This window comes from Dermatophilaceae bacterium Sec6.4, from assembly GCA_039636865.1.
GTDB lineage: Bacteria > Actinomycetota > Actinomycetes > Actinomycetales > Dermatophilaceae > Allobranchiibius.
On the sequence record CP144172.1, the window covers coordinates 1,954,490 to 1,974,513 of the forward strand.

The following is a 20,024-nucleotide window of genomic DNA, read 5'->3' on the forward strand; positions in this document are numbered from 1 at the left end:
AGCGCACCCACCGCTGCTACGCGGTGCCGAGTACTGCATGGATGGATCGGCAAACGGGGGGACACCGACATGAGCGCAGTGGCACGTCCTGCAATCCGGGATCTCATCGGTCAACTCGCGCGCATCGAGGACATCCTGCGTGTCACCCCGACCCACGTCACCGGCAGGCGCTCGAGCGAGCCGAGCCCGGTAATGGCCGCTTTGTTAATCACTGAGCAGGACATCATCAAAGAGTTGCGCCGACCCGGGCGACCCGGGCATCTCCCTGCGGGGCGACCCGGGTATCTCCCTGGCCTCGCCGACGGCCCGTAAAGGGTCCGCAACCGGGTTCTGTTCATGCTTCGGTCACTGCAGGACAGCGACGGGGCAGTGCGCGCCGCGGACGAGGCTGTGGCTGACTGAGCCCAGGACCAGACCAGTGAAGGCGCCACGGCCGCGTGAGCCCAGGACGAGTAGTTGCGCGTGACGCGTGGCGTCCAGGAGGGCGTCGATCGGTTGACTGTTGTACACCTGTCCGGTGATCTCGACGTTCGGGAAGTCTGCCCGCACACCGGCCACGGTCTCGTTGACGAGATCGACAGCGTGCTGGGCGAGCAGCGGCCAGTCTTGGATATCTGTGGCAAGTGGGGCGGTGATGCCCGGGTTGTCTGGGGCGGCCCAGGCGTGCACCACGCTCACTGTGGTGTGCCGCAAGGCGGCGGCTTCGGTGACGGCAAACCGCACGGCCCGCTGGGCGGGTTTAGACCCGTCTACGCCGACGACAACGGGGTCACCGGGCTTGACTGGGCCCTGCTCGGTGTCGCGCGGTCGGACGACCACCACTGGTGGTGCCACTTTCCCGAGTACTTGGGTGGCGGTGGAGCCCAGCAGCAGGCCGGTGAAACCGCCGCGGCCCCGGGAGCCCACGACGACCAGGTCGGCGGACTTGGCTTCAATGATGAGCGCCATAGCCGCAGATTGGCCGACGTGTACCTTAGTCTCGATCTGCAGCTGAGGGTGCAGTTGCCGCAGCGGCTCAGTGGCAGCCGTGAGCAGGTCCGCGGTCAAGTCCTCCCAATCGACCATCGCCAAGGTCGACGCGTCAGGAAAAGCGGGTGGGTACATCGGCATCACAGCGTAGATCACCCGTAGCCGGGTGTTGCGGCGCGTGGCTGCTGATGCGGCCCACCGCGCGGCGTCTTCGCTCGTAGCCGAACCGTCGACTCCCACTACAACTGCTGGTGAACTGTCCACTGTCATCTCCTCATCGTGGTCGCCGGACTTCTCCCGCGGGGTCAGTCAGTCGGTGTCTTGTGTGTGGGGCCGACCGACCCGGCCGGGTAGTCCTGCAGTGGTGCTCCGCCGGCGGCCCAGGCCCCCAGGATTGGTTCCATCACGCGCCACGCCTCTTCGGCCTCATCCCCGCGTAGGGACAATGTGGGGTCACCGGCGAACACGGCGGCCAACAGGTGAGCGTAGGTAGGCAGGTCGGGAGGTGCGAACTGGGCACCGAGGGTTGCCGGTGCGAGCTCGAAGGGGCGTCCGGCGGCGCTGACGTTGACCTCGATGGCGATCGAGTCTGGGTCGAGGGAGAGCCTGAGCACGTTCGGATGAGCGGGGCGGTTGGCCCCGAACGTCAAATGGGGAACTTCCCGGAAGGTAATAGCGATTTCACGGCGGTTCTGTGCGAGGGCCTTTCCCGCCCGTAGGGTGAACGGCACCCCGGACCACCGCCAGTTGTCCACGGTCAGCGTGACCTCGGCGAAAGTCTCAGTCCCTCGGTCTGGGTCGACACCGGGCTCGTCGGCGTATGACGGAAGCGCACGGCCGTCCACCATCCCAGCGGTGTAGCGCCCGCGCCGGGTTCGTTCATCCATCTGACCGGAGGTGGGTGGGTGAGTAGCGCGCAGAACCTCGGCCTTGCGGTCGCGCAGATCTCGTTCACCCAGCGATGTGGGCGGTTCCATCGCTATGAGGCACAGCAGCTGCAGTAGGTGGTTCTGGAGCATGTCACGTAGTGCGCCGGCCGAATCGTAGTAACCGGCGCGGTCCTCCAGGGCCAGGGTTTCCTCCCAAATAATGTCTACCCGCTCGACGTGTCCGGCGTGCCAGATCGGTTCGAAGATGCGATTGGCGAAGCGCAATCCCAGCAGATCCAGGACGCTCTGCATGGTCAGGAAATGATCGACGCGGAAGACGGCATCCTCCGGTAGCAGCGCGTCCACCAGTTGGTTGAGCCGCCGAGCCCCTGCGAGGTCGGTACCGAAGGGTTTTTCCACCACCAGCCGGCTGCCTGCAGGTAGGCCGACCTCGCTCAGCGCGGTGATCGTGGCCGCGAACAGCGTGTGGGGCAGGGCCAGATAGATGATGAGCGGTCCGTCGGCGCGCTGCATGAGCGGACGCAGCTCAGCAGCGCAGCCGACGTCGGCAACCGCATAGCGCAACCGGGAACACAGCGCCGCCCGGTCGACGGGGTCGAGGTGAGCGGCATGCTCCTGCAGCGCGGCGGCGGCCACCTGACGGAACGCGTCATCGTCACCATCGCGCCGTCCGACCGCGACAACCGAAACGTCCAGGGGCAATAACTCGTCACGTTGTAGGTGGGCCAGTGCTGGTAGTAGAAATCGTCGCGTCAGATCCCCGTGCGCGCCGAGCAGCAAGAAGGTGGATGTCATCGCTGTACCTCCATAGGTTGCTGCTCACTGGCGAGCGTGGGAGATGCGCCTTCTCTGGCCCGGATAAGGCGCAACGTCCCGGTCAAGGATCGCGCCGAACACGTGGGGGAGTGGCTGCGCGGTGCGCACAGCCACTCGATGGCGCCGCGGGAGGAGACCAGTGCTGTTGTCTCACCGTCGGCGAGCAACACGTGATCCTTGATCGGGGGAAATCCGTGTGCCGTGTTCACCTGAGTCTCCTCGTGCTGACGTCGTTGGCCACCTCAGATCTGCCGAGCGGGCGTCGGTTGTGAGCAAGGCCCCATCTCAGTGGCTGGGGCAATTGTGAATTCGTGGGTGGCCGTCATGCCGGGGGCCGTCCAGGTCGGCGCGCGGTGGGGCCGATCGGCAGCCGTGCCCCGCACGTGGTCGCTGCCCGCACGCCGGTGCGGTACGAGCAGCGATGGCCGCGACCTGGGTGGGAAAAACCTCAGCTGCTGGTCTCGCCTGCGGGGGCTGGTTCAGCTGTGAAAGGCCATGTAGGGGTTCGGTGACTGGGTGGGGTCGGCGGTCAGGGGTAGCACCATGGCGACCTCGTCCGCGTCGTATGCGTCTGTTCCTTTGGCGACGCGTGCGGGTCGACGTTTTGCTGAGGGGCGGAAACCGAAGTAGCTGGCGAAGCCAATGGCGGTCGCATCGTCTGATATTGCCCAGTAGTACAGGAGGCGGCACCCGTCCTCGGCGGCTTGCATGGCGGCAGCTGAGACCAGCGCGTGCGCGACGTTTTCGCCGCGTACTGCTGGTGCGGTCCATAACGCGAAGAGTTCACCGATTTCTGGGTCGTTGTTGTGTAGCCCGAGACACACCATGCCTACGGCGTCGTCACCTCGTTCGGCGATGAACCGGCGGGCGCGGATCATTGGTAGACGCCACATGCTGTCTTCGTAGGAACGTTCTTCCTCGTAGCGGGCGAGGAAGGCGTGCGGCGCATCTCGTAGCGCAGCTAGCCGGGTTTCACGGTAGAGCCGCCATTCAGTGTGGTGCAGCAGGCGCACCGTGACGTCCGCTGGCGCGGTCTTGATCTGGCGCGACTCGTAGAGTTGCGGCTCTGCAGGGCGTGAAGAAACCGGAGTGATCATCGCGGAAGTGGTGTTGTGAGACATGGGGATCCTGACAAACGAATGTCGATCGCGGTGGTGTCCGGTTCGGAGCAAGCGCTCCTGGAGGGCGGCAGCGGACGGCCAGCCATCGTTCGGACTTACTGGGCTTCCAGAACAAACCAGACTACCGGAGTGGGCGGGGCGTTACCACCGCCCGGCACCTAGTGTTGCCGCCACCGCCGCCACCGCCGCCACCGCCGGGACCGAGGCCGGGACTAGGGCGCCACGAACGGACGTGTCCTGCACTCACGACGTGCCCCCATCACCGCCGGTGAGGGTGACCAAGATCTGGGAGGCCTCAGTGGTCCGGTTGGTGTTCGCGGCCATGGCAAGGGCATCGAGCTCCGCGTACGCCTGGTCGTGCGTGTGGCCGCGGTCGATGAGTACGCCGACCGCTTCGCCGATGGTTCTATCAGCCTGCAGGACACCGGTGACGTCGGGTTCGCCAGCCAAGCTCAAGTGCTGATCGAGGTCGGCAGGGTCCAGTTCTTGGCCGGTCAAGAAGGCGATGTCAGCGGCCAGGTCAACGAACGCGCCGGGCACCCCGGCGTAGAGCACGAACTGGATGATCGGCTCACCGGCGTCTGCCCCGCCCGGTAGTCCCGAAAGCAGCAGCGACGTGGTGATACTCCCGGGATCAGCGTGTTCATCCAGCAAGGTCAGGCGCAGCACCACCTGGCCGGGTGTGGAACAGGTTCGTTCTTCCTCAGCGGCGTGCTCGGCTGCGGTGATGGTGGCGGTTAGTCCCACGAAGGACTGCACCGCCGAGCGGGCGTTGGCAGCAAACCCCAGAACGGTTTGCGCGACGTCCGTTGTGGAGTCCGATGCGGGGTCGTAAAGGGCAGCGGACAGCAGCGCTAGATCCGCAGCCAGCGGGGTGGCTATCCGCATAGGGGCATCTACTCCGATCGCGTTGCTGGAACCAATAGGTCTGATGCCGACCACACCACACCGATCCCGCCGGCCCTGGGTGCGACACGATCCGCGCTGGACACGACAGACGTCAGTCCTCGGCATGCCGGGCCCGGGCTCGGCGAGCCGCTTCGTCCACGAGTTGCTGGGCGACCTCGACCATTTTGAGGTGTTCGTGTTGGCTCATGGTCTGCAACCGCTCGCCGGCCTGGGCGGAGCTGAGGCCGGTACGGCTACGGATCAGGCCGATGGCCTGGTCGATGACTGGGCGAGCAGCCAGCGCGGCCTGGAGCCGGCTTGTCAACGCGATCGCCTGAGACAACGTGTGCGCGTTGTGCACCGCGACGGCCGCGGGCGCGGCGAAGAGCTCACCGAGCTCTTGGGCGTGGTCATCGAAGACGTCCTTGCCGCGGGCGTACACGTTGATCGCGCCCACGACTTGTCCAGGAAGTAACAACGGCAGCGACAGCGCGCTATGGACACCGAGCCGCCCGACGCGCGGGCCGAAACGCGGCCACATCTTCTCCCCACCCAGGCACCCTGAGCGCACGGTGCGTTGTTCCAGGGCTGCGGTGATGCACGGACCTTCGTTAACCGTCACGTACTGGATCTCATCGATCTGCGCGACGAATGGGTCGCTGGCCGCTAGCGCCTGTACCCGGTTGTCCGGGCGATCTACGCGTAACAGGGTGACTCCGGCGCCGTCCGCGCCGGGGATCGCGTGGGCGGCGTAGATCGCGACCTGTTCGAGAAGATCGGGTAGACCACGGGCACTGGTCACCAGGGCGGCCAGATCGCTCAGGCTGGTTTGCAGATCGTCGACGTCATCCTCGATCTGCTGCGCCCTGACTTCATCTGCGGATAAGCCTGGGGCAGCGTCGTGCAACTGATCACTCATGGTCATTCCCTCGTTCTAGAAAATGTGAGGCCACCGGACGAGATCAGATGTGTGGGTGCAGACGTAGTCCTCGCCTCGCTGGCTTCAACGCACGATATCCCTGACGATGCCCCGACCCACAGTGACAAACGCGCTAGAGGAATCCGAAGCAGTTACTTTTTTTGGGGGTAGCCTCAGAAGTGCTGACCAGGTCAGCCGCTACGGGAATGGTCCGGCCGTCCGCCGCCGCACCGCAGGAGCACCTGCTCCGCGTCCCCTCCTAACGGCACCACGAGCGTGATGCAGGCGCCCATGACTTCCCGCCACCACGTGGATCCGCACTCCAACTTCTCGGCGTGCGCCGGCGACCAAATCTGGCACCTGACTGACCATGCGCCATCCGCGACCGCTTCATTTAGCCCGTCGGCAACAAACGTGTTGACGTGTGGGATCCACTTACGCGAAGAACAGCTCATGGCTGCACGCCCGGGGAAACCCGGGCACCCGACCCGACCCAGGAGTGATGATGATCGACCCCAGAAAGATCGACTCAGACCTGAGCGCCTATTTCGCCATCGACCTGACGGTGATGCCACCGGAAACCGAACCCCCGCTGACCACAGCCGCATCGGCGTCGGCGTCGGCGTCGGCGGCAGCCGAACGCGCACTGCACCGGTGGGACAACGAGGGCGGACGGGCTGCACCCCGATCCCGCGCTACGGCGAGGGCCCGTCACGAGGCGTTACCTGAGCGGCCGACCACAGGGTGAGAAGAACCCCGCATCCCGCCGCGGCCAAGTACAGGAGGACAACCCCATGACCGACACTCAGATCCGTGCGACCGACCCACTGGTCGATATTGATTCCTTGCCGCCATCTGGTCGACGTGATTCTTCCCGCCAGCACGCCTCAAGCACGGAGCAACCCGCTACCCGCGCCGTGGTGTACGGGGACTTCACCTGCTGGAAATGCGCTCTGGCCAACCGGCGGACCGATCTGTTGCGCAGGTCGGGATACACCATCGAGTGGCGCGCGATCGAAAGCGAGCCTGGCCTGCCGGTGCGCGGGAGAGGACGTACCGCACAGGAATCGGATCACGTGGCGGCGGTTCGCCGCGTGGTGAGCACGCAGTTGCGAACCGGGGAGGTCATGTCCCAAGACCTGCCCGACTTGGTGCCCAAGACGACCGCCGCGGTCTCGGCGTACGCCGAAGCAGTAGTCGCGAATGTCCCCGACCAGGTCAGGGCCCAGCTGTTCACCGCGTACTGGCAGCACGGAACCGACATCGGTAACCCGGAGATCCTGCGCACCTTGCTGGCGGCGCAGTTCATGAGGAGCGAGGCCACTAGTGATCCCATCGTCCGGTTCGGGTACGCCGTTGCGATGACCCGCGAACCCATCACCACCGCAGCGTGGCGCCTGATCCGGCAATGGCGCCGAGAGTGGCAAACACTGCAGTGCGATCAACTGCCCACCGTGACCGATGCGTCCGGGACGTACTGCGGCGACGCGGCGCTGCGGCGGCTCGGCGACCTTCTTGACCAGCCGTCTCCGATCGCCGGGGATGGCTTTCATCGCGCCAGCTCAACGCTGCCGGATTGGGAACCGCCGACCACCGTGGAACCACCCATGCAGTGGACATCCCAAGCAGGTGACCCGTGGCGACGAGCAGCATTAATCCGGCAAAGCGGGCGATGACACTGACACCATGATTCTGGGGTGCCGCTTGCCTGCAGATACACGGTTGCTGCGATCGCTCTGCCCGTCCCACGATTGTGGCTGCTACCGTTAATGGACTGCTGAGTAGGGTCAGCCAGTCCGAAAGAGCGTGGCCGTCCGCCGCCACGCTCCAGAGTTAATAGACTCACCGCCGGACAGCACGGGGTCACCGAAAATTTCGGAGTCACCGCCATGCACAACCATTCAACGAGCGTCGAAGAACTTTCAGCCGATACCGCGCGCCACCTCAGTTCCGTACTGTGCCGGCTCGGACACTGCTGCGACGGGCCGTGCGATCTGCTCTCACCCGCACTAGGCACCGTGTGGTTTACCTGGCAACGCGAAGGCATAGCCACGACCCTGGTCGTCCTGGAATCAAACGATTCCAGCGCGCTCAGTCCTTTGGTGCACGCAGTGAATTCCTGCGCACGCGATGCTCGGATCCGCATACGAACACGAGGCATCGATGACCGAGGGCGGGCGCTGAGCGTTATCTGCCCCACCCCGCTAAATGGTGGGGTGTCACCCCGATTGGGAGGACATTATGAATCTATCAATTCGCACTGAGCTCAGATCATTAGCTAATCGGGGTCCGGAAGGCGTGTACGTCTCGCTTTTCATGCCCACGCACCGCTTCGGTGATGCCATCGAGTCGGACAAGTTGCGGTGGAAGAACCTGGTGGTCGGGGTCGAAGAGCTACTGCTGAACACTGTGCGACGTCCCGACGTCGAGGCGCTGCTTGCTCCTGCCTATCAACTGCGGGAGGACCCGATGGCATGGCAGTACATGAGTGACGGGCTGGCCATGTTCCTGCGACCGGACTACACCCGCACGTTCAAGGTAGCGGCGCCGATGCCAGAGCTAGCCACAGTGGGTGACCGGCCGGTGATCGGTCCCATGGTCCGACTCTTCTCCGGTGACGAACGATTCCTGCTCCTCGCCCTGAGCCAGCGCGACGTGCGCCTGATGCAGGGCACCCGCGAGACCGTGGAACAGGTGTCGGTGACCGAGCTTCCCACCAGCCTGCTCGAGACCGTCGACCCGCAAGAGCCACGTTCGAACACGATGGCCCGCTCGGCCGACCGGGCCACGCGTGGGGGACCCGCGGTTTTCTACGGACACGGCGCGGGCGACCAGGATCTGAAAAAGGAGGAAGTGCTGCGTTTCCTTCGCTCGGTCGACAACGGGCTGCATGACGTGTTGGCAGCTGAGACCGCCCCCATGGTGCTGTTCGGCCTCGAACAACTCGTGAGTCCCTACCGAGAAATCACCACCTACGGGCACGTGCTGGACGAAGCGATCGAACTCAACCCTGACCAGCTACGCGTTGAGCAGCTACACGAGGCCGCGTGGCCCATCCTCGAGAAGCGACTTCGCGACGAACGAGGCCAGGTGATCGATCGCTTTCACGAATCGGCGGCGATGGGTCGCGCGTCGGCTGACCTGCCGGCGGTGGTCGAAGCGGCCGCCCAGGGGCGTATCGAAACGCTGTTCGTCAAGGCCGACCCGTGGTGCTGGGAGCAGGCTGCGGGCAACGACCTGCCGATCGTCGCGCTGGGGACCGAGGACCGGTACGCCGACTGTGAGCACGTTGACGCCGCTGCCGTAGCGACCTTGAACAACAGCGGTCAGGTGTACGCAACCTCAGAAACCTTCATTCCTGGTTGGCAAGTCGCGGCGATCTTTCGCTACTAAGATCCTCGGTCCCCGCCATGCCCGGCGCCGATCAGAACCGTAGATGTCCAGGCAGTCTGATCGCGCCCAGTAGACGGCATTCATGAGAGGAACAAACCCCATGGTAGGAAATTTCGTGGCTAGTGCCCGGCCGTACGAGATGGTTGGGGGTACCTACGTGGATACGAATATCCCCTCACAGACCGGTGAACTATTGGCCCGGGTCGAGGTGGGCGACGAGCTGGTCTGCGGAGTGGTGGGCCTAGATAGCCTGCCGTCCATCAGCGTGGCACTGTCCTTACTTCGGCTGATGCTCATCGTGGATCGACCTTCACGTCTTATTTTGGCCGGGCTGTCCATCTCGCCACTCTTGTCGCTGATGGAGCCAAATGAACTGGCCAGATTCAAGGTCCTGAGCAACGCAGGAAGGCTCACGATCGAAACAACACCGGTCGAAGATATGAGTCAGAAATACATCGATTCGTTGATGCTTCGCCTCAGATCAGACTCTCGCTGCTGAACTTGGCACGAGAAGGGTGGGCCTTACCCGACGACAGCCAGGTGGTTTCGTTTCGCGAACGTGTCGTTCGTCATCGTCGTTTCCTCAGGCGGGTCGTGGTCTGCTCGACCTGTACCCCGGGGATACCGTCGTAGACCTCGAATGCGTCCGAAGTGCGATGCCGTCGTAGCGAGGCTCGCCCGCCAACGTGCCCCGACCGCAGGACGATCCGCCGTGGGCGGCATCCGAGCGCGTCAGGGCTGGGTCGAGTCGCGACGCCGAAGCGAGACGAGAGCACCGGCGACCGCCAGGCCCACCAGGGCGCCGATGATGCCTGATACCCAGCCTCCCGGCCCCAGGACCGCCCAGATGATGATGAACGCTACTAGGACTACGAACGTGCCGGTCTCTACTCGAGTCACGAACTGCTCCTGACGTTCTGGCTTTGGATCCTTCTGGTCACCCGGCCGGGCCCTCAGGTCCAGCATGCTTGATTTTGAAACTCAATAAGTTGGGTTTGAGCAACCGGTTGGCGATCGTCACTCGGTCATCATTCTTGATTCGACGCAGCGGGCAGACTTGGGCTCATGTTGATCGTGGCTGGTTACCTTGAGGTGTCTTTTGATGTCCGTGATGTGTATCTGAGCGCGGTTTTGGAGGTGACGCGCCTCGCGCGTGACGCGCCTGGGTGTCTTGAGTTCGTTCAGGCTGCTGACCCTTTGATGCATGATCGGGTGATCGTCTATGAACGCTGGGAGTCGCAGGAGCATCTTTTAGCCTTTCGGGACACTGATCCGGGCCCGAACGTGACTCCGTTCCCCGACATTCGGGGCGCTGAGGTCATGCGCTACGAGATTTCTACGGTCGGGCTGCCATGAACAGAATTAAGGGGTGTCGTAGGTCGATTGCCGGCTGGTGACCGGTAGCGATTCTTGGGTTGATGACGGGCTGAGCCGCGTCGCTTTGCGTAGTTGGGCGGTGCGCTGCGGTGTAACTATCCCTTCCCAGTAGTTGTGGTGCGACGAAGAGGAGGGCCTGATATGCGGATCCCGTTCATCGCAAAAGTCTCGAGCCAAGGTGAGCTGGGTGTTGAGGATGCCAGGCTGCGGTTCATCGCTGATACCCGCGGCGGGAGCGCTTTTCTCCTCGCGGGCGCGGTGTTTTGGCTTACCGGTGCGCTGTTGGCGCTGGTCTTCCCAGCCGTGCAAGTTCCGTGGGTGCTGTACGGCGGGTTGTCTGTGCCGGTCCTTGGCGTGCTCATCGCCAAGCTGCAGGGCGCGCACCTGTGGGGTCACCCGGGGTACGCCTCCCTGGTCATGTTCGCGACCATCACGGAGCTGACGGCGCTACCGACGATGTTCTACCTTCGCGGTGAACACCCCGAGGTCCTGCCGGGCATTCTGATGATCGCCGATGGGGCCCATTTGCTCATCTTGATGTGGCTGCACCTGGACTTCACCTACTTCGTGGCCGGTTACTCCAAGGCACTCTTTGGCGCCCTGTTCTTGTTCGGGGCGTTCTGGCAGGGGTCTTATCCAGCGCAGCTGGCACTCAGCGGTGTCATCTCGCTGGTCACCGCGCTACTGGTATGGCGCGACAGCGCGAGAACTCTGCAGCTGTACCTCAGGGGCGTTTAAAGCGTCGCCAGATAATCCGGGAAGTGTTCCTCACATCGAAAACCCAGCAAGGTCGTTGTCGCAAACTAGGCCCACCTGGTGACCCGTGCAACCGTGGCCGAACTTGTTACGCTTGGTTGTTTCCGGGTCAACGTGAATGATCACAACGGATGGGACAGCGACAATGGAGGGCATCGACAAGGCCGAGGTCGACGAAGTGATCGTGAAGGCGTTCCTTGAGTTGAAGCGCGCGATCGACACCCACAGCAAAGCCAGCGTGGAGCTTTACAGTTCAGCGCTGCTGCCGCTCACGATGCTTCGCCGGGAAATCGTGGCAGACGAGCGAGACAGCACATGAGTCCGCACCTTGATCGTTATTGAGATTAAACGTAGGTGTATGGATCACCTCGGGAAATTCTTGTAGCTTCCGTTCTTTCTTACAAGCTAGTTCCACGACTTATCCGGTGAGGGATTCCGTTTCGGTGATGTCCAGACGGCCGCGATGGACCCTCAGGGAGTCGCCGATCCGTTGCCGCACTGTCATGGCCGAGGGCGCCACCCGAACGGCTCGTGCTCCGTTCGGATCGCGTGAACGTGACGACGCCCACCAGTAAAACCGGTATTCCCAGTTAGTTTCCGTGACAAACGGGGGAGCCGTCGATATCTGATGGCGCTATCGTGCAGTGACGCCAGTTGATGTCCATCCCGCTCGGGGTGGGCTTGTGTCTGCCTGTCGTGGCGGGTTTGAATGGCGAAGGGAACGGCGATGAGTGAGCAGCCGCACGACCCTTATCCCGATACCGACCCCCCGGGGGTCACCCCCCAGCAGATGCAGGCCGATGCCGAGGACCTGCACACGAGCTTTGCCGATCTGGCCGCGTTGGTGATCGGTTCGCGTGGCCTGGATGAGTTACTTGCCCTGGTCGCGACGTACGCGGCCCACGCGATTCCCGGCGCGGACGGGGCAGGGGTGGCCCTGCTGCGCGTCGATTGCCCGCAGAACAGGGTCGCGGCGTTAGCTGCCAGTCACCCGTTCGTCGAACAGATCGACCAGATCCAATAGGTGACAGTGAATGAGGGCCGTGTATCACCGCGGTGGTGGAACGTCGCACGGTGCGGTCGGGGTCGCTGGGTGGGGAGCAAAGGTGGCCACATTTCGGCCCACGAGCGGCGCAGTTGGGTGTCCATAGTGCGTTGTCGTTGCCGTTGCTGTTGCCCGGGGCGGTTGTGGGTGTGCTCAACGTGTACGCCCACGGTCCAGGCTCCCTGCCAAACTAGTGGACACCCTGCGTATTGAGACTGGTCGTATTCGTCGGGTTGAGCGTGCGCAGTTCGTTGGGTGGCCCGCTCGTACGTCCTGGCGTGGATGAAACGAGTACGTGGGGTTCCGATGTTCGAGCCGATCGTGGCGAACTAAAGGTTTCGCGCGAGCTGCTGGTTGCGCCAGCCGTTGAGCATCGTCGCGAGCACCTGCTCGTCGGGTCGCAGGACCGGCATCGACTGCACGAGGTGGACTCGTCCGGAATTATCTATCCACATTGAAGCTCCCGCACATCTGGTTGCATCCAGTGATTCAATGATGCATTAGATGAGAATCACGCTATCAGCGCAGGTCAGCGGCGTGTCGTCATGACAGCGCTGGACCTGCAGGTCGGCATCTGAGGGTCCTGTTCGCCGAGTCGTGAGCGCCTAGTCCTACTCGTTTTCGCAGGTCAGAGACTCGGAATACATCGCCACTGGGGCAGTGCAGTCGAACGGTGCGATTGATTCATCTGATGCAATACGCAGACTACGACTTGTCATAAGGGCCGTTATCGGCCAGTAAGCTGGCTAGTGACTGGCTAGATATCAGGCTATGGTGGTGGTCATGAAGACGGTAGCTCTGAGTGAGGCCAAGGACAAGCTGTCAGCGTTGGTTGATGAAGCGAGTAGCACCCACGAGATGATCGCGATCACCAAGCATGGGCATACCGCTGCGGTGTTGATGTCGGCGGATGATTTGGAGTCATTGCACGAGACGCTGCACGCGTTGTCTGCTCCTGGTGCGGCGGAGGAATTGCGTGCTTCGGATGCGGATTTCGCGGCGGGGAACATTGTCACGGGCGAGGAGCTGCGCCGACGGTACGGGCTTGATTCGTGACTGGTGATGACCAGCAGGGGTGGCGGGTGGAGCTGTCGGCGACTGCGCTGCGATCGTTGGACCGGTTACCCGCCAAAGTTGCGGTCGCAGTGGTGGAGTTTGTGACGGTGGTGTTGCCGAGTAACCCGCGCCGGATGTCCAAACCGCTGCGGTACGAGCTGGAAGGTCTGCACGTCGCGCGGCGTGGGGACTACCGGGTCACGTTCCGCATCGATGAGGACGATCACGTGCTACGGATCGGGCGTATCGAGCACCGCGCGCACATCTACAAGGCGCACTGACCGCGTCCAGGCCGCGCGCATCGCCGGTGGTCGTTGGTGGTCGGGTCAGTGTCGCTCGGGTGTGTACAGGTGGTGCGCGCAGGACGGGCAGCGGGAGAATGCAGGTGGCCAGTCCCGGCCGCTGGCAGGCCAGGGATCACCGCGGCGAGGGGTGTCTGCGCCACACAAGGCGGTGTGCTGGCCGGGTGGGGTCGCGTGGACCATGCCTTTCGCGTTCGTGGCCGAACCATGGGCCCATCCCATCTGCGGCAGGGTCGCTGAATCTGTCATCGCTGCACCGCTCTCCTTGAGTGCCGGATGCCACCACGTGCGGGCGACCGAGGCGAAGCCAGGCCACACCTGGTTCGGGATCCAACCTAGCGACGTGCAGCAGTTGATGCGCGCTAGCGACGACTGACATCCGCTGTTCACACGTGGATGGGGTTGTGCGCATGAACCACGCAGTTACGCGGGATTCCGGTCACTATCCCGCGTGTTCGACGGACTCTCGGTGGTGTCTCCGGGGGTCGCAACGGTAAGACAACTTCCCGAGACACCAGCAGGTCCCCGAAGTACTGTCCGGTCGCCGTCACTGAAGACGATGTTCGTGGTTTTCCATGAGCGTAGGTTCCTGAGACCGGGACGACTTGCTCCGTAGAATGGCCCCTATCGCGGAATTCACCTCCGGAACGGCCTGGCGGAGACTGAGTCGTCTAGCAGGCTGTGTGGCAGCTCAGCCCAGCGACCACAGACGACCACAGGCGGTTCAATGTGGTTCTGCGAGAGCGATCTGGCTGAGTGCTTCAGCGATTTGGGCGTCTCGACCGCGGGCGGCGTGTTGATATTTCAGAGCTGCCTGGGGAGTTGAGTGACCGAGTCGCGCCATCAGCTCTGCGAGGGTTGCTCCGGTTTGAGCAGCGAGCACAGCGCCGGTGTGTCGAAGGTCGTGCCAGCGAAGGTCAGGTCGGCCGGCAGCCCGTCGTGCTGGGTAGAACACCCGGTAGAGAGTGCTCGGTGCTAGATGAGATTCACCATCGGCGGCCGGAAAGAGGATTCCCTCCCGCCCATGCACAGTCAGCAAGTGCTCCTGAAGCATGGGTAGCAGGTGAGGTGGGATAGAAACCTCGCGTGTGCCCGCCAGGCTTTTCGGCGTTCCGATGATGGTCCGCCCGTCGGAGCGCACAACGCCGCGTCGGACCTGGAGGGTGCCTTTGGGGAGGTCGATGTCCTTGCGCCGAAGTTCGGTGATCTCGCCGAACCGAAGTCCGGTCCAAGCCGCAAGAAGCACCAGGGGTCGGTACTGAGGGGGCATCGCAGTCGCGATAGCTTCCAGTTCCGACAGCGAGGCTGGGGCAATTTGTTTGACCCGTCGTGTCGATCCGGCCCCTCGGATGTGGCACGGATTGGCTGCGATCTCTTCGTCCTGCACGGCGGTGTTGAGGATCGTGCGAAGGAGCCCGTACGCATGACTGCGCAGGGTTGGCCGGTCGGGGTCCAGCGAACCGTACCAACGTCGGACCTGCGGGGGAGTGATCGCTTTGAGCGGGTGGCCATCAAGAGGTGCCAACTGGTGGCGCAACAGCGACGAGTAGTGCGCGCGGGTCCGTGGTTTCAGATCACGCTCGCTGAGCCAGGTTTGAGCGTAGGTGCCGAACACGATGGGATCCCGCTTCGAAGCACCGCGATCAGCTGGAGGTGTCCAGTGGTCTGCGACGACCAGGCGCCGTTCGTCGATGAGCCAGGCCTCTGCATCAAGGCGGGCCTCGAACGTGTGCGGTGCCAGATGAAGTTTCATGTCTGGACCGGTGTAGCGGGCTTGCAGTCGCCCACTGCGTTGTTTGCTGATCTGGCCGAATCCACGCTTCCGTCCCGGCATGGTAATTCTCCTTGCATCGGATATGCATCGGATTGGAGTCTATCCAAGGGGCCTTCTGGCATCTTTCGTCACGGGTCAATTTCCCTGAACTCCCAGCTCAGAGGCCTAAATTGGGGTAACGCCTAATCATCCGAGGTACTTTGAAATCTGATTCGATCCCAGTATCGCCCACCAGCACGAAACGGCCCCTGACCAGCGAAAACGCTTCGTCAGGGGCCGTCTTTGTGCGGCAACGTGCTATCCACGTGCGATTAGATCCGGCTTCGTGGGTTCGGGAGGCACACCATCACGTGCACTGGGCAGACGCCTTCAGAGCCGGCCATGCGAAGTAAGCCGCGCTCTCGTGAGCGGGACGCTCGCAGTGTTCACGGATCATTCCCGTTTCCCATACGTGTGTCTCTTCGATTGTTGGAGCACGGTCGCGTCGCGTGCCTGGTGTTCCTGACCAGGGCTGATCATCAGGGTCATCGAGAGTTCGACGTCACAGTTTCGGATCCGGATACTCCTAAGGGGCAACCGCGCCGAGCTGATCTTGAGAACGACCGCCTGCTTCGGCTGGTATATCGACAGCTCGATATTGCCACCAACGGTCACGCAGAGCAGGTGAAAGCTCCGTCTGCTGACCCTGCTGACCCTGCTGCCGCGGCCGTGGGACCCACCGACGCCCAGAGCTGAGACAGCAGCTGTTGGAGACGTAGTCAACTGGCGCAACTGCAAGTACGGGTGGAACCTGGCGGGGATGATCCCGTCCTGCTGGCCCCAGCCCTGCACCTAGTACACGAGACCGCGGCCTGGCCGATCGACGGCGCCGCGTCGGCCGACCTTCAACAGCGAGGCGACGGAGGAGTGGAACTGTTATGCGTTGCCTCCGGTGTGTTCCTGTACCCAGGCACAGGAACACTGCGAGGAGGGGCGCCAGAGCTGGCTCGCTCGCGGCCGATACACGCGACAGCTCGGTGAATTGACCGGCCCACGACCGCCAGCCGATTTACACAGCCGACGCGCAAAGCAACGTCCACGGACGCGATGTCGAGCCGGTGGCTGAAGACGCGGCCGAGGCTCGCGTCTGTGAACTTTGATACCCCGAAGCGTGAGCCCCGGACTCCAGGGATTTGAGTCGGTTAATTCGAGCTCGCGGCCGCGGAGGTCGTGTCGGCACCGGTAGCCAGCACCGGCGAGGGCCGCGCCCAGCAGGCGGGTAGCGAGGCGGCCTCGACACGGTCCCAAGACACGATCTGGAAACCGGTGCGCGTCCAAGTAGACCGCGGCCAGCCACTGGACTGCGATCGCCAGCGGGGGAGTATCGCAAACTTGGTGTTTTTGATCCGTGACACGCCTACTTGATCGGGGTGGGCGGGATCGGAGAAGAAGAGCATGAAACTGCCTGACATGAGCGTTACGAGCCAGGACAACCGTGAGCAGCCGGCCGCGCCGGTTGCTCGCCCGGGGCGTGCCCCGGGCGACCGTAAGCCCAAGAAGAGCGTGATCGAGGCGCAGCAGGCTGCTGCGGTCGCTGATCTGGTGCGGGCCGCGCGGGCCAGTGGTGACTCGTTGACGGGCCCGACTGGGTTGCTGAAGCAGGTCACCGCGATGGTGCTGGAGGCGGCGCTGGAAGAGGAGATGACGCAGCACCTGGGCCACGCCAAACACCGGGGCAACCCTGCGCTCGAGGATGAGGGTGTCGATGACGTTGATCATCATGACGATGACGATGGTGGTGGTGGTCACGGGCGAACTCGTAATGTTCGTAATGGTTCCCGCACCAAGACCGTGCTGACTGATAACGCGGGCAAGGTGGATATCACGGTCCCGCGGGACCGCGCCGGGACGTTCGAGCCGGTGATCGTGCCCAAGCACCACCGCAAACTGGGTAGCGTGGAAGAGCTCGTGCTCTCGCTGACGTCCAAAGGCCTAACCAGCGGTGAGATCAGCGCGCACTTGTCCGAGATTTATGGGGCGTCGGTGTCGAAGGACACGATCTGTCGGATCACGGACCGGGTCAGTGAAGAGATGAATGAGTGGCTCGCCCGCCCGTTGGACCCGGTGTACGCGGCGATCTTTATCGACGCGATCGTGGTGAAAGTCAGGGACGGTCAAGTCGCGAACCGCCCGTTCTACGCTGCGATCGGCGTCACGGTCGAGGGCGGTAAAGATGTCCTGGGCTTGTGGGCCGGTACCCCGGGTCAGGGTGAGGGCGCCAAGTACTGGCTCGCGGTACTGACCGAGATCAAGAACCGGGGCGTGACCGACACCATGTTCGTCGTGTGTGACGGCCTCAAAGGACTACCCGACTCGGTCGCTGCGGTATGGCCTAAGGCGATCGTGCAAACATGCGTGATCCATTTGTTGCGCAACAGTTTCCGGTACACCTCCCGCAAGTACTGGGACCAGATCGCGAAGGAGTTGAAGCTGGTCTATACCGCCGGAAGTGTGGCCGAGGCCAGAGCCAAGTTCGAGGAGTTCAGCGCCACCTGGGGCCAGCGCTACCCTGCGTTGATCAAGCTGTGGGAAAGTGCCTGGGAGGAGTTCATCCCGTTCCTCGCGTTCGACGTGGAGATCCGCCGGATTCTGTTCAGTACGAACGCGATCGAGTCACTGAACGCCCGCTACCGGCGCGCAGTGCGGGCCCGCGGGCACTTCCCCAACGAGCACGCCGCACTGAAGTGCCTCTACCTTGTCACCAGGAGCCTGGACCCCACCGGGAAAGGAGCCACCCGCTGGACCATGCGCTGGAAACCAGCACTGAACGTGTTCGCCATCGTATTCGAGGGCCGCTGGCCCACCGCCGAAAAGTACTGACCACCAACAGGATCAGAAACACCTAAATTGAGACACTCCCCAGCAGTCAGGCCGCGATAGGACCTGTCCCGGCTCATTGCAAACGAGGGCGTATTCGGGGTTCGAAGCAGGGGCAACGAAACAAGACCTACGTCTATGTCGGTACCTGTGCGTGTCGAGGCAAACTGAATACGTCGAGTACAAGATGCACTCGCGGATAAGAGGAGACGACATGTCCGAGCCTGTAGAGAACGCCCCCGCTGCAACTGACGCTGCACCCGCGAAGGAGAACGCGGAAACAGCGCTTCCGGACGATGAACTTGAGTGTGTCGCCGGCGCGGGCTACCCGGCCGGCGAAACGCCGGCGGATTACGGTATCGCCGACAAGATGCGTAACGGGTGGCGGAATTGAGAGGGCACTGGTGGAACAGCTGGCCTACTCGGAGGACAACTGGGGTAGCGAGGTGTTGCTCGGCCGCGTCGATCTCGAGCCGTGGTCATCAGCAGATTGGGCTGCGGATCGCCACTGGGAAATGACCAGTGCTGCGCGTGACAAGGTGTGCAGTTGAGCGAGCAATACGCACAGTTGCGTGCTCCTAGCGATGAGATCCTGCGCTATCTTCCTGGTTCGGTCAGTCGTTCGGATACGTTGAGCAAGACCCAAGATCGTCATATTGGCGAGGCCTTTTCACTGCGCTGGGTGATCATTCACCTTATCGAGGAGTACGCCCGTCACGTTGGACACGTGGACCTGATTCGGGAGGCCATCGACGGGGAGACTGGGAAATAACGCGATCGGGAACAGCACCTTGTGAGCGGGTCTCGGCATCCGGGCAACTCGTCGATGTAAAACCGGGCAGCACCGGCGACGAGCCGTCACCAGGCGAGGATCGTCAATTCGAGGTCTGAAGCCGGCGCGACGAAACAAGACCTAGGCCTATCTCGGTACCTGTGCGTGTCGAGGCAAACTGAATACGTCGAGCGCAAGATGCACTCGCGCATAAGTGGAGACGGCATGTCCGAGCCTGTAGAGAACGCCCCCGCTGCAACTGACGCTGCACCCGCGAAGGAGAACGCGGAAACAGCGCTTCCGACTATGAACTTGAGTGTGTCGCCGGCGCCGGCGAAACGCGGCAACCTCTCGACAGAGGACGTCCTCGACAGGCTACTAAGGGGTGGTAGCGAGACGGCCACTGGCAGTGGCCACGGGAAACTACCCGGAGACGGTCATGTAGTTGCTCGGAGACGGTGCCGAGTGATCATGAACATGTCGGAGTGGTTCGCCCTCACCGAGTCGCTGCGTGATGCCGGGAGATGCGGGTGTGCTCGCACCACACCGTGGCCGGCTACGTCGCCGCTGGGGAGGCGCGGTGTTGTAGGCGCGGGTTACGCCGAGGGGGGTTGGTAGCCGAGTATGTGCACAGAGTCGAGGAGTGGGTCGAGCGTTACTGGGCAAGATCCGCGCCGATGTGGTCCACAACAAGGGCCTGGGCTTGGCGGGTCCTGAGCACACGTCGAGACGGTTGGTGGCGGTGGTGAAGGCCGACCACCACCTGGGCCAGGTACGGGTCCATTGGCGGTGGGTGACGCGAGCTCGGGATGTGGTTGTAGTACGACTTCGGTGACGGTTCGGTGACGGTTCGGTGATCGGCGGGGCGCCGGGCATGTTGTTCTGCGCTTCGCTGGGGCCCGGTCCCGGGTGGTCCTAGGGACGAGTCTCTAATGCGCCGAGGTCTCACCTCGCGTCCTCAATAACCGCTGCTTGTCCCAGCAGCTGTCACAAAACGGTGAACCGGGCGCGGCGCGAGACCTGTGTCCGGAGTGGTGGTCGCGACCTAGGTCTATGGTGTGGTTTCCCGGCAGTGGGCAGGCTCCTATGC

General features: G+C 63.1%; 24 protein-coding genes. 15 read left to right on the plus strand and 9 right to left on the minus strand.

Translation table 11 applies throughout. The features are described from left to right. Positions 1-69 precede the first annotated feature (69 nt). Positions 70-312: a hypothetical protein gene (locus tag V3G39_09435; GenBank protein ID XAS74895.1), complete on the plus strand. Its 243-nt coding sequence runs from the start codon at positions 70-72 to the stop codon at positions 310-312. Between the two features lie 33 nt (positions 313-345). Here the strand turns inward: V3G39_09435 and V3G39_09440 are convergent, their stop codons facing one another. From V3G39_09440 to V3G39_09465, 6 genes are all read right to left on the minus strand, one after another. Next, positions 346-1,239, minus strand: a complete 894-nt coding sequence (locus tag V3G39_09440) for a universal stress protein (GenBank protein ID XAS74896.1) — start codon at positions 1,237-1,239, stop codon at positions 346-348. Positions 1,240-1,274: 35 nt separating this feature from the next. After that, positions 1,275-2,654 (minus strand): glucose-6-phosphate dehydrogenase, encoded by a 1,380-nt coding sequence (locus tag V3G39_09445; GenBank protein ID XAS74897.1) that lies wholly within the window; start codon positions 2,652-2,654, stop codon positions 1,275-1,277. After that, entirely contained in the window at positions 2,651-2,884 is a 234-nt protein-coding gene (locus V3G39_09450) for a trehalase-like domain-containing protein (GenBank protein ID XAS74898.1), read from the minus strand. Before V3G39_09450 ends, V3G39_09445 begins: the two co-directional genes overlap by 4 nt. A gap of 270 nt (positions 2,885-3,154) precedes the next feature. Next, positions 3,155-3,796, minus strand: a complete 642-nt coding sequence (locus tag V3G39_09455) for a GNAT family N-acetyltransferase (GenBank protein ID XAS74899.1) — start codon at positions 3,794-3,796, stop codon at positions 3,155-3,157. 243 nt (positions 3,797-4,039) lie between these two features. Then, positions 4,040-4,684, minus strand: a complete 645-nt coding sequence (locus tag V3G39_09460; GenBank protein ID XAS74900.1) for a hypothetical protein — start codon at positions 4,682-4,684, stop codon at positions 4,040-4,042. 112 nt (positions 4,685-4,796) lie between these two features. After that, a complete protein-coding gene (locus tag V3G39_09465; protein ID XAS74901.1) occupies positions 4,797-5,603 on the minus strand; it encodes a GAF and ANTAR domain-containing protein in 807 nt (268 codons plus the stop codon). A gap of 424 nt (positions 5,604-6,027) precedes the next feature. Between V3G39_09465 and V3G39_09470 the strand changes: the two genes are divergently transcribed. The 4 genes from V3G39_09470 to V3G39_09485 all read left to right on the plus strand — a co-directional run bounded on the left by V3G39_09470 (position 6,028) and on the right by V3G39_09485 (position 9,495). Continuing rightward, positions 6,028-6,351: a hypothetical protein gene (locus tag V3G39_09470; GenBank protein XAS74902.1), complete on the plus strand. Its 324-nt coding sequence runs from the start codon at positions 6,028-6,030 to the stop codon at positions 6,349-6,351. Positions 6,352-6,397: 46 nt separating this feature from the next. Beyond that, positions 6,398-7,279, plus strand: coding sequence for a hypothetical protein (locus tag V3G39_09475; GenBank protein ID XAS74903.1), 882 nt, complete (start codon positions 6,398-6,400; stop codon positions 7,277-7,279). Positions 7,280-7,919: 640 nt separating this feature from the next. After that, complete coding sequence (locus V3G39_09480; protein XAS74904.1) at positions 7,920-8,996, plus strand: hypothetical protein; 1,077 nt, start codon at positions 7,920-7,922, stop codon at positions 8,994-8,996. Between the two features lie 157 nt (positions 8,997-9,153). Then, positions 9,154-9,495, plus strand: a complete 342-nt coding sequence (locus tag V3G39_09485; protein XAS74905.1) for a hypothetical protein — start codon at positions 9,154-9,156, stop codon at positions 9,493-9,495. 233 nt (positions 9,496-9,728) lie between these two features. Here V3G39_09485 and V3G39_09490 read toward each other — a convergent pair whose 3' ends face one another. Continuing rightward, positions 9,729-9,896 (minus strand): hypothetical protein, encoded by a 168-nt coding sequence (locus tag V3G39_09490; GenBank protein ID XAS74906.1) that lies wholly within the window; start codon positions 9,894-9,896, stop codon positions 9,729-9,731. A 165-nt stretch (positions 9,897-10,061) separates the two neighbouring features. Here V3G39_09490 and V3G39_09495 point away from each other — a divergent pair, with 165 nt between their 5' ends. The 4 genes from V3G39_09495 (at position 10,062) to V3G39_09510 (ending at position 12,153) form a co-directional block, all read left to right on the plus strand. After that, positions 10,062-10,352: an antibiotic biosynthesis monooxygenase family protein gene (locus tag V3G39_09495; GenBank protein ID XAS74907.1), complete on the plus strand. Its 291-nt coding sequence runs from the start codon at positions 10,062-10,064 to the stop codon at positions 10,350-10,352. 162 nt (positions 10,353-10,514) lie between these two features. Then, on the plus strand, positions 10,515-11,111 hold the full coding sequence (locus V3G39_09500) for a hypothetical protein (GenBank protein XAS74908.1): 597 nt from the start codon (positions 10,515-10,517) through the stop codon (positions 11,109-11,111). 163 nt (positions 11,112-11,274) lie between these two features. After that, positions 11,275-11,448 carry a hypothetical protein gene (locus tag V3G39_09505; protein XAS74909.1) on the plus strand — a complete coding sequence of 58 codons (174 nt, stop codon included), beginning with the start codon at positions 11,275-11,277 and terminating at the stop codon, positions 11,446-11,448. 408 nt (positions 11,449-11,856) lie between these two features. After that, positions 11,857-12,153, plus strand: coding sequence for a hypothetical protein (locus V3G39_09510; GenBank protein ID XAS74910.1), 297 nt, complete (start codon positions 11,857-11,859; stop codon positions 12,151-12,153). 350 nt (positions 12,154-12,503) lie between these two features. Here the strand turns inward: V3G39_09510 and V3G39_09515 are convergent, their stop codons facing one another. After that, on the minus strand, positions 12,504-12,629 hold the full coding sequence (locus V3G39_09515) for a hypothetical protein (protein ID XAS74911.1): 126 nt from the start codon (positions 12,627-12,629) through the stop codon (positions 12,504-12,506). A gap of 328 nt (positions 12,630-12,957) precedes the next feature. On the opposite strand from V3G39_09515, the gene V3G39_09520 reads away from it, so the two are divergent. Both V3G39_09520 and V3G39_09525 read left to right on the plus strand, forming a co-directional pair. Further along, on the plus strand, positions 12,958-13,230 hold the full coding sequence (locus tag V3G39_09520) for a type II toxin-antitoxin system Phd/YefM family antitoxin (GenBank protein XAS74912.1): 273 nt from the start codon (positions 12,958-12,960) through the stop codon (positions 13,228-13,230). Further along, entirely contained in the window at positions 13,227-13,511 is a 285-nt protein-coding gene (locus V3G39_09525) for a type II toxin-antitoxin system RelE/ParE family toxin (GenBank protein ID XAS74913.1), read from the plus strand. The genes V3G39_09520 and V3G39_09525 overlap by 4 nt, the downstream gene beginning before the upstream one ends. A gap of 745 nt (positions 13,512-14,256) precedes the next feature. Here V3G39_09525 and V3G39_09530 read toward each other — a convergent pair. Next, complete coding sequence (locus V3G39_09530) at positions 14,257-15,366, minus strand: tyrosine-type recombinase/integrase (GenBank protein ID XAS74914.1); 1,110 nt, start codon at positions 15,364-15,366, stop codon at positions 14,257-14,259. 1,374 nt (positions 15,367-16,740) lie between these two features. Between V3G39_09530 and V3G39_09535 the strand changes: the two genes are divergently transcribed. The 4 genes from V3G39_09535 (at position 16,741) to V3G39_09550 (ending at position 19,769) form a co-directional block, all read left to right on the plus strand. After that, entirely contained in the window at positions 16,741-18,165 is a 1,425-nt protein-coding gene (locus V3G39_09535) for an IS256 family transposase (protein XAS74915.1), read from the plus strand. Positions 18,166-18,376: 211 nt separating this feature from the next. Then, positions 18,377-18,556: a hypothetical protein gene (locus V3G39_09540; protein XAS74916.1), complete on the plus strand. Its 180-nt coding sequence runs from the start codon at positions 18,377-18,379 to the stop codon at positions 18,554-18,556. Positions 18,557-18,709: 153 nt separating this feature from the next. Further along, positions 18,710-18,934 (plus strand): DUF664 domain-containing protein, encoded by a 225-nt coding sequence (locus tag V3G39_09545; GenBank protein XAS74917.1) that lies wholly within the window; start codon positions 18,710-18,712, stop codon positions 18,932-18,934. Positions 18,935-19,577: 643 nt separating this feature from the next. Then, a complete protein-coding gene (locus tag V3G39_09550) occupies positions 19,578-19,769 on the plus strand; it encodes a hypothetical protein (protein ID XAS74918.1) in 192 nt (63 codons plus the stop codon). Positions 19,770-20,024 lie beyond the last annotated feature (255 nt).

Excerpts from the sequence above, each read along its gene's own strand:
- V3G39_09435 (XAS74895.1), top strand. The coding sequence starts at position 70 with ATGAGCGCAGTGGCACGTCCTGCAATCCGGGATCTCATCGGTCAACTC.
- V3G39_09440 (XAS74896.1), bottom strand. The coding sequence starts at position 1,239 with ATGACAGTGGACAGTTCACCAGCAGTTGTAGTGGGAGTCGACGGTTCG.
- V3G39_09445 (XAS74897.1), bottom strand. The coding sequence starts at position 2,654 with ATGACATCCACCTTCTTGCTGCTCGGCGCGCACGGGGATCTGACGCGA.
- V3G39_09455 (XAS74899.1), bottom strand. The coding sequence starts at position 3,796 with ATGTCTCACAACACCACTTCCGCGATGATCACTCCGGTTTCTTCACGC.
- V3G39_09460 (XAS74900.1), bottom strand. The coding sequence starts at position 4,684 with ATGCGGATAGCCACCCCGCTGGCTGCGGATCTAGCGCTGCTGTCCGCT.
- V3G39_09465 (XAS74901.1), bottom strand. The coding sequence starts at position 5,603 with ATGAGTGATCAGTTGCACGACGCTGCCCCAGGCTTATCCGCAGATGAA.
- V3G39_09475 (XAS74903.1), top strand. The coding sequence starts at position 6,398 with ATGACCGACACTCAGATCCGTGCGACCGACCCACTGGTCGATATTGAT.
- V3G39_09480 (XAS74904.1), top strand. The coding sequence starts at position 7,920 with ATGCCCACGCACCGCTTCGGTGATGCCATCGAGTCGGACAAGTTGCGG.
- V3G39_09495 (XAS74907.1), top strand. The coding sequence starts at position 10,062 with ATGTTGATCGTGGCTGGTTACCTTGAGGTGTCTTTTGATGTCCGTGAT.
- V3G39_09500 (XAS74908.1), top strand. The coding sequence starts at position 10,515 with ATGCGGATCCCGTTCATCGCAAAAGTCTCGAGCCAAGGTGAGCTGGGT.
- V3G39_09505 (XAS74909.1), top strand. The coding sequence starts at position 11,275 with ATGGAGGGCATCGACAAGGCCGAGGTCGACGAAGTGATCGTGAAGGCG.
- V3G39_09510 (XAS74910.1), top strand. The coding sequence starts at position 11,857 with ATGAGTGAGCAGCCGCACGACCCTTATCCCGATACCGACCCCCCGGGG.
- V3G39_09515 (XAS74911.1), bottom strand. The coding sequence starts at position 12,629 with ATGTGGATAGATAATTCCGGACGAGTCCACCTCGTGCAGTCGATGCCG.
- V3G39_09520 (XAS74912.1), top strand. The coding sequence starts at position 12,958 with ATGAAGACGGTAGCTCTGAGTGAGGCCAAGGACAAGCTGTCAGCGTTG.
- V3G39_09530 (XAS74914.1), bottom strand. The coding sequence starts at position 15,366 with ATGCCGGGACGGAAGCGTGGATTCGGCCAGATCAGCAAACAACGCAGT.
- V3G39_09535 (XAS74915.1), top strand. The coding sequence starts at position 16,741 with ATGAAACTGCCTGACATGAGCGTTACGAGCCAGGACAACCGTGAGCAG.
- V3G39_09540 (XAS74916.1), top strand. The coding sequence starts at position 18,377 with ATGTCCGAGCCTGTAGAGAACGCCCCCGCTGCAACTGACGCTGCACCC.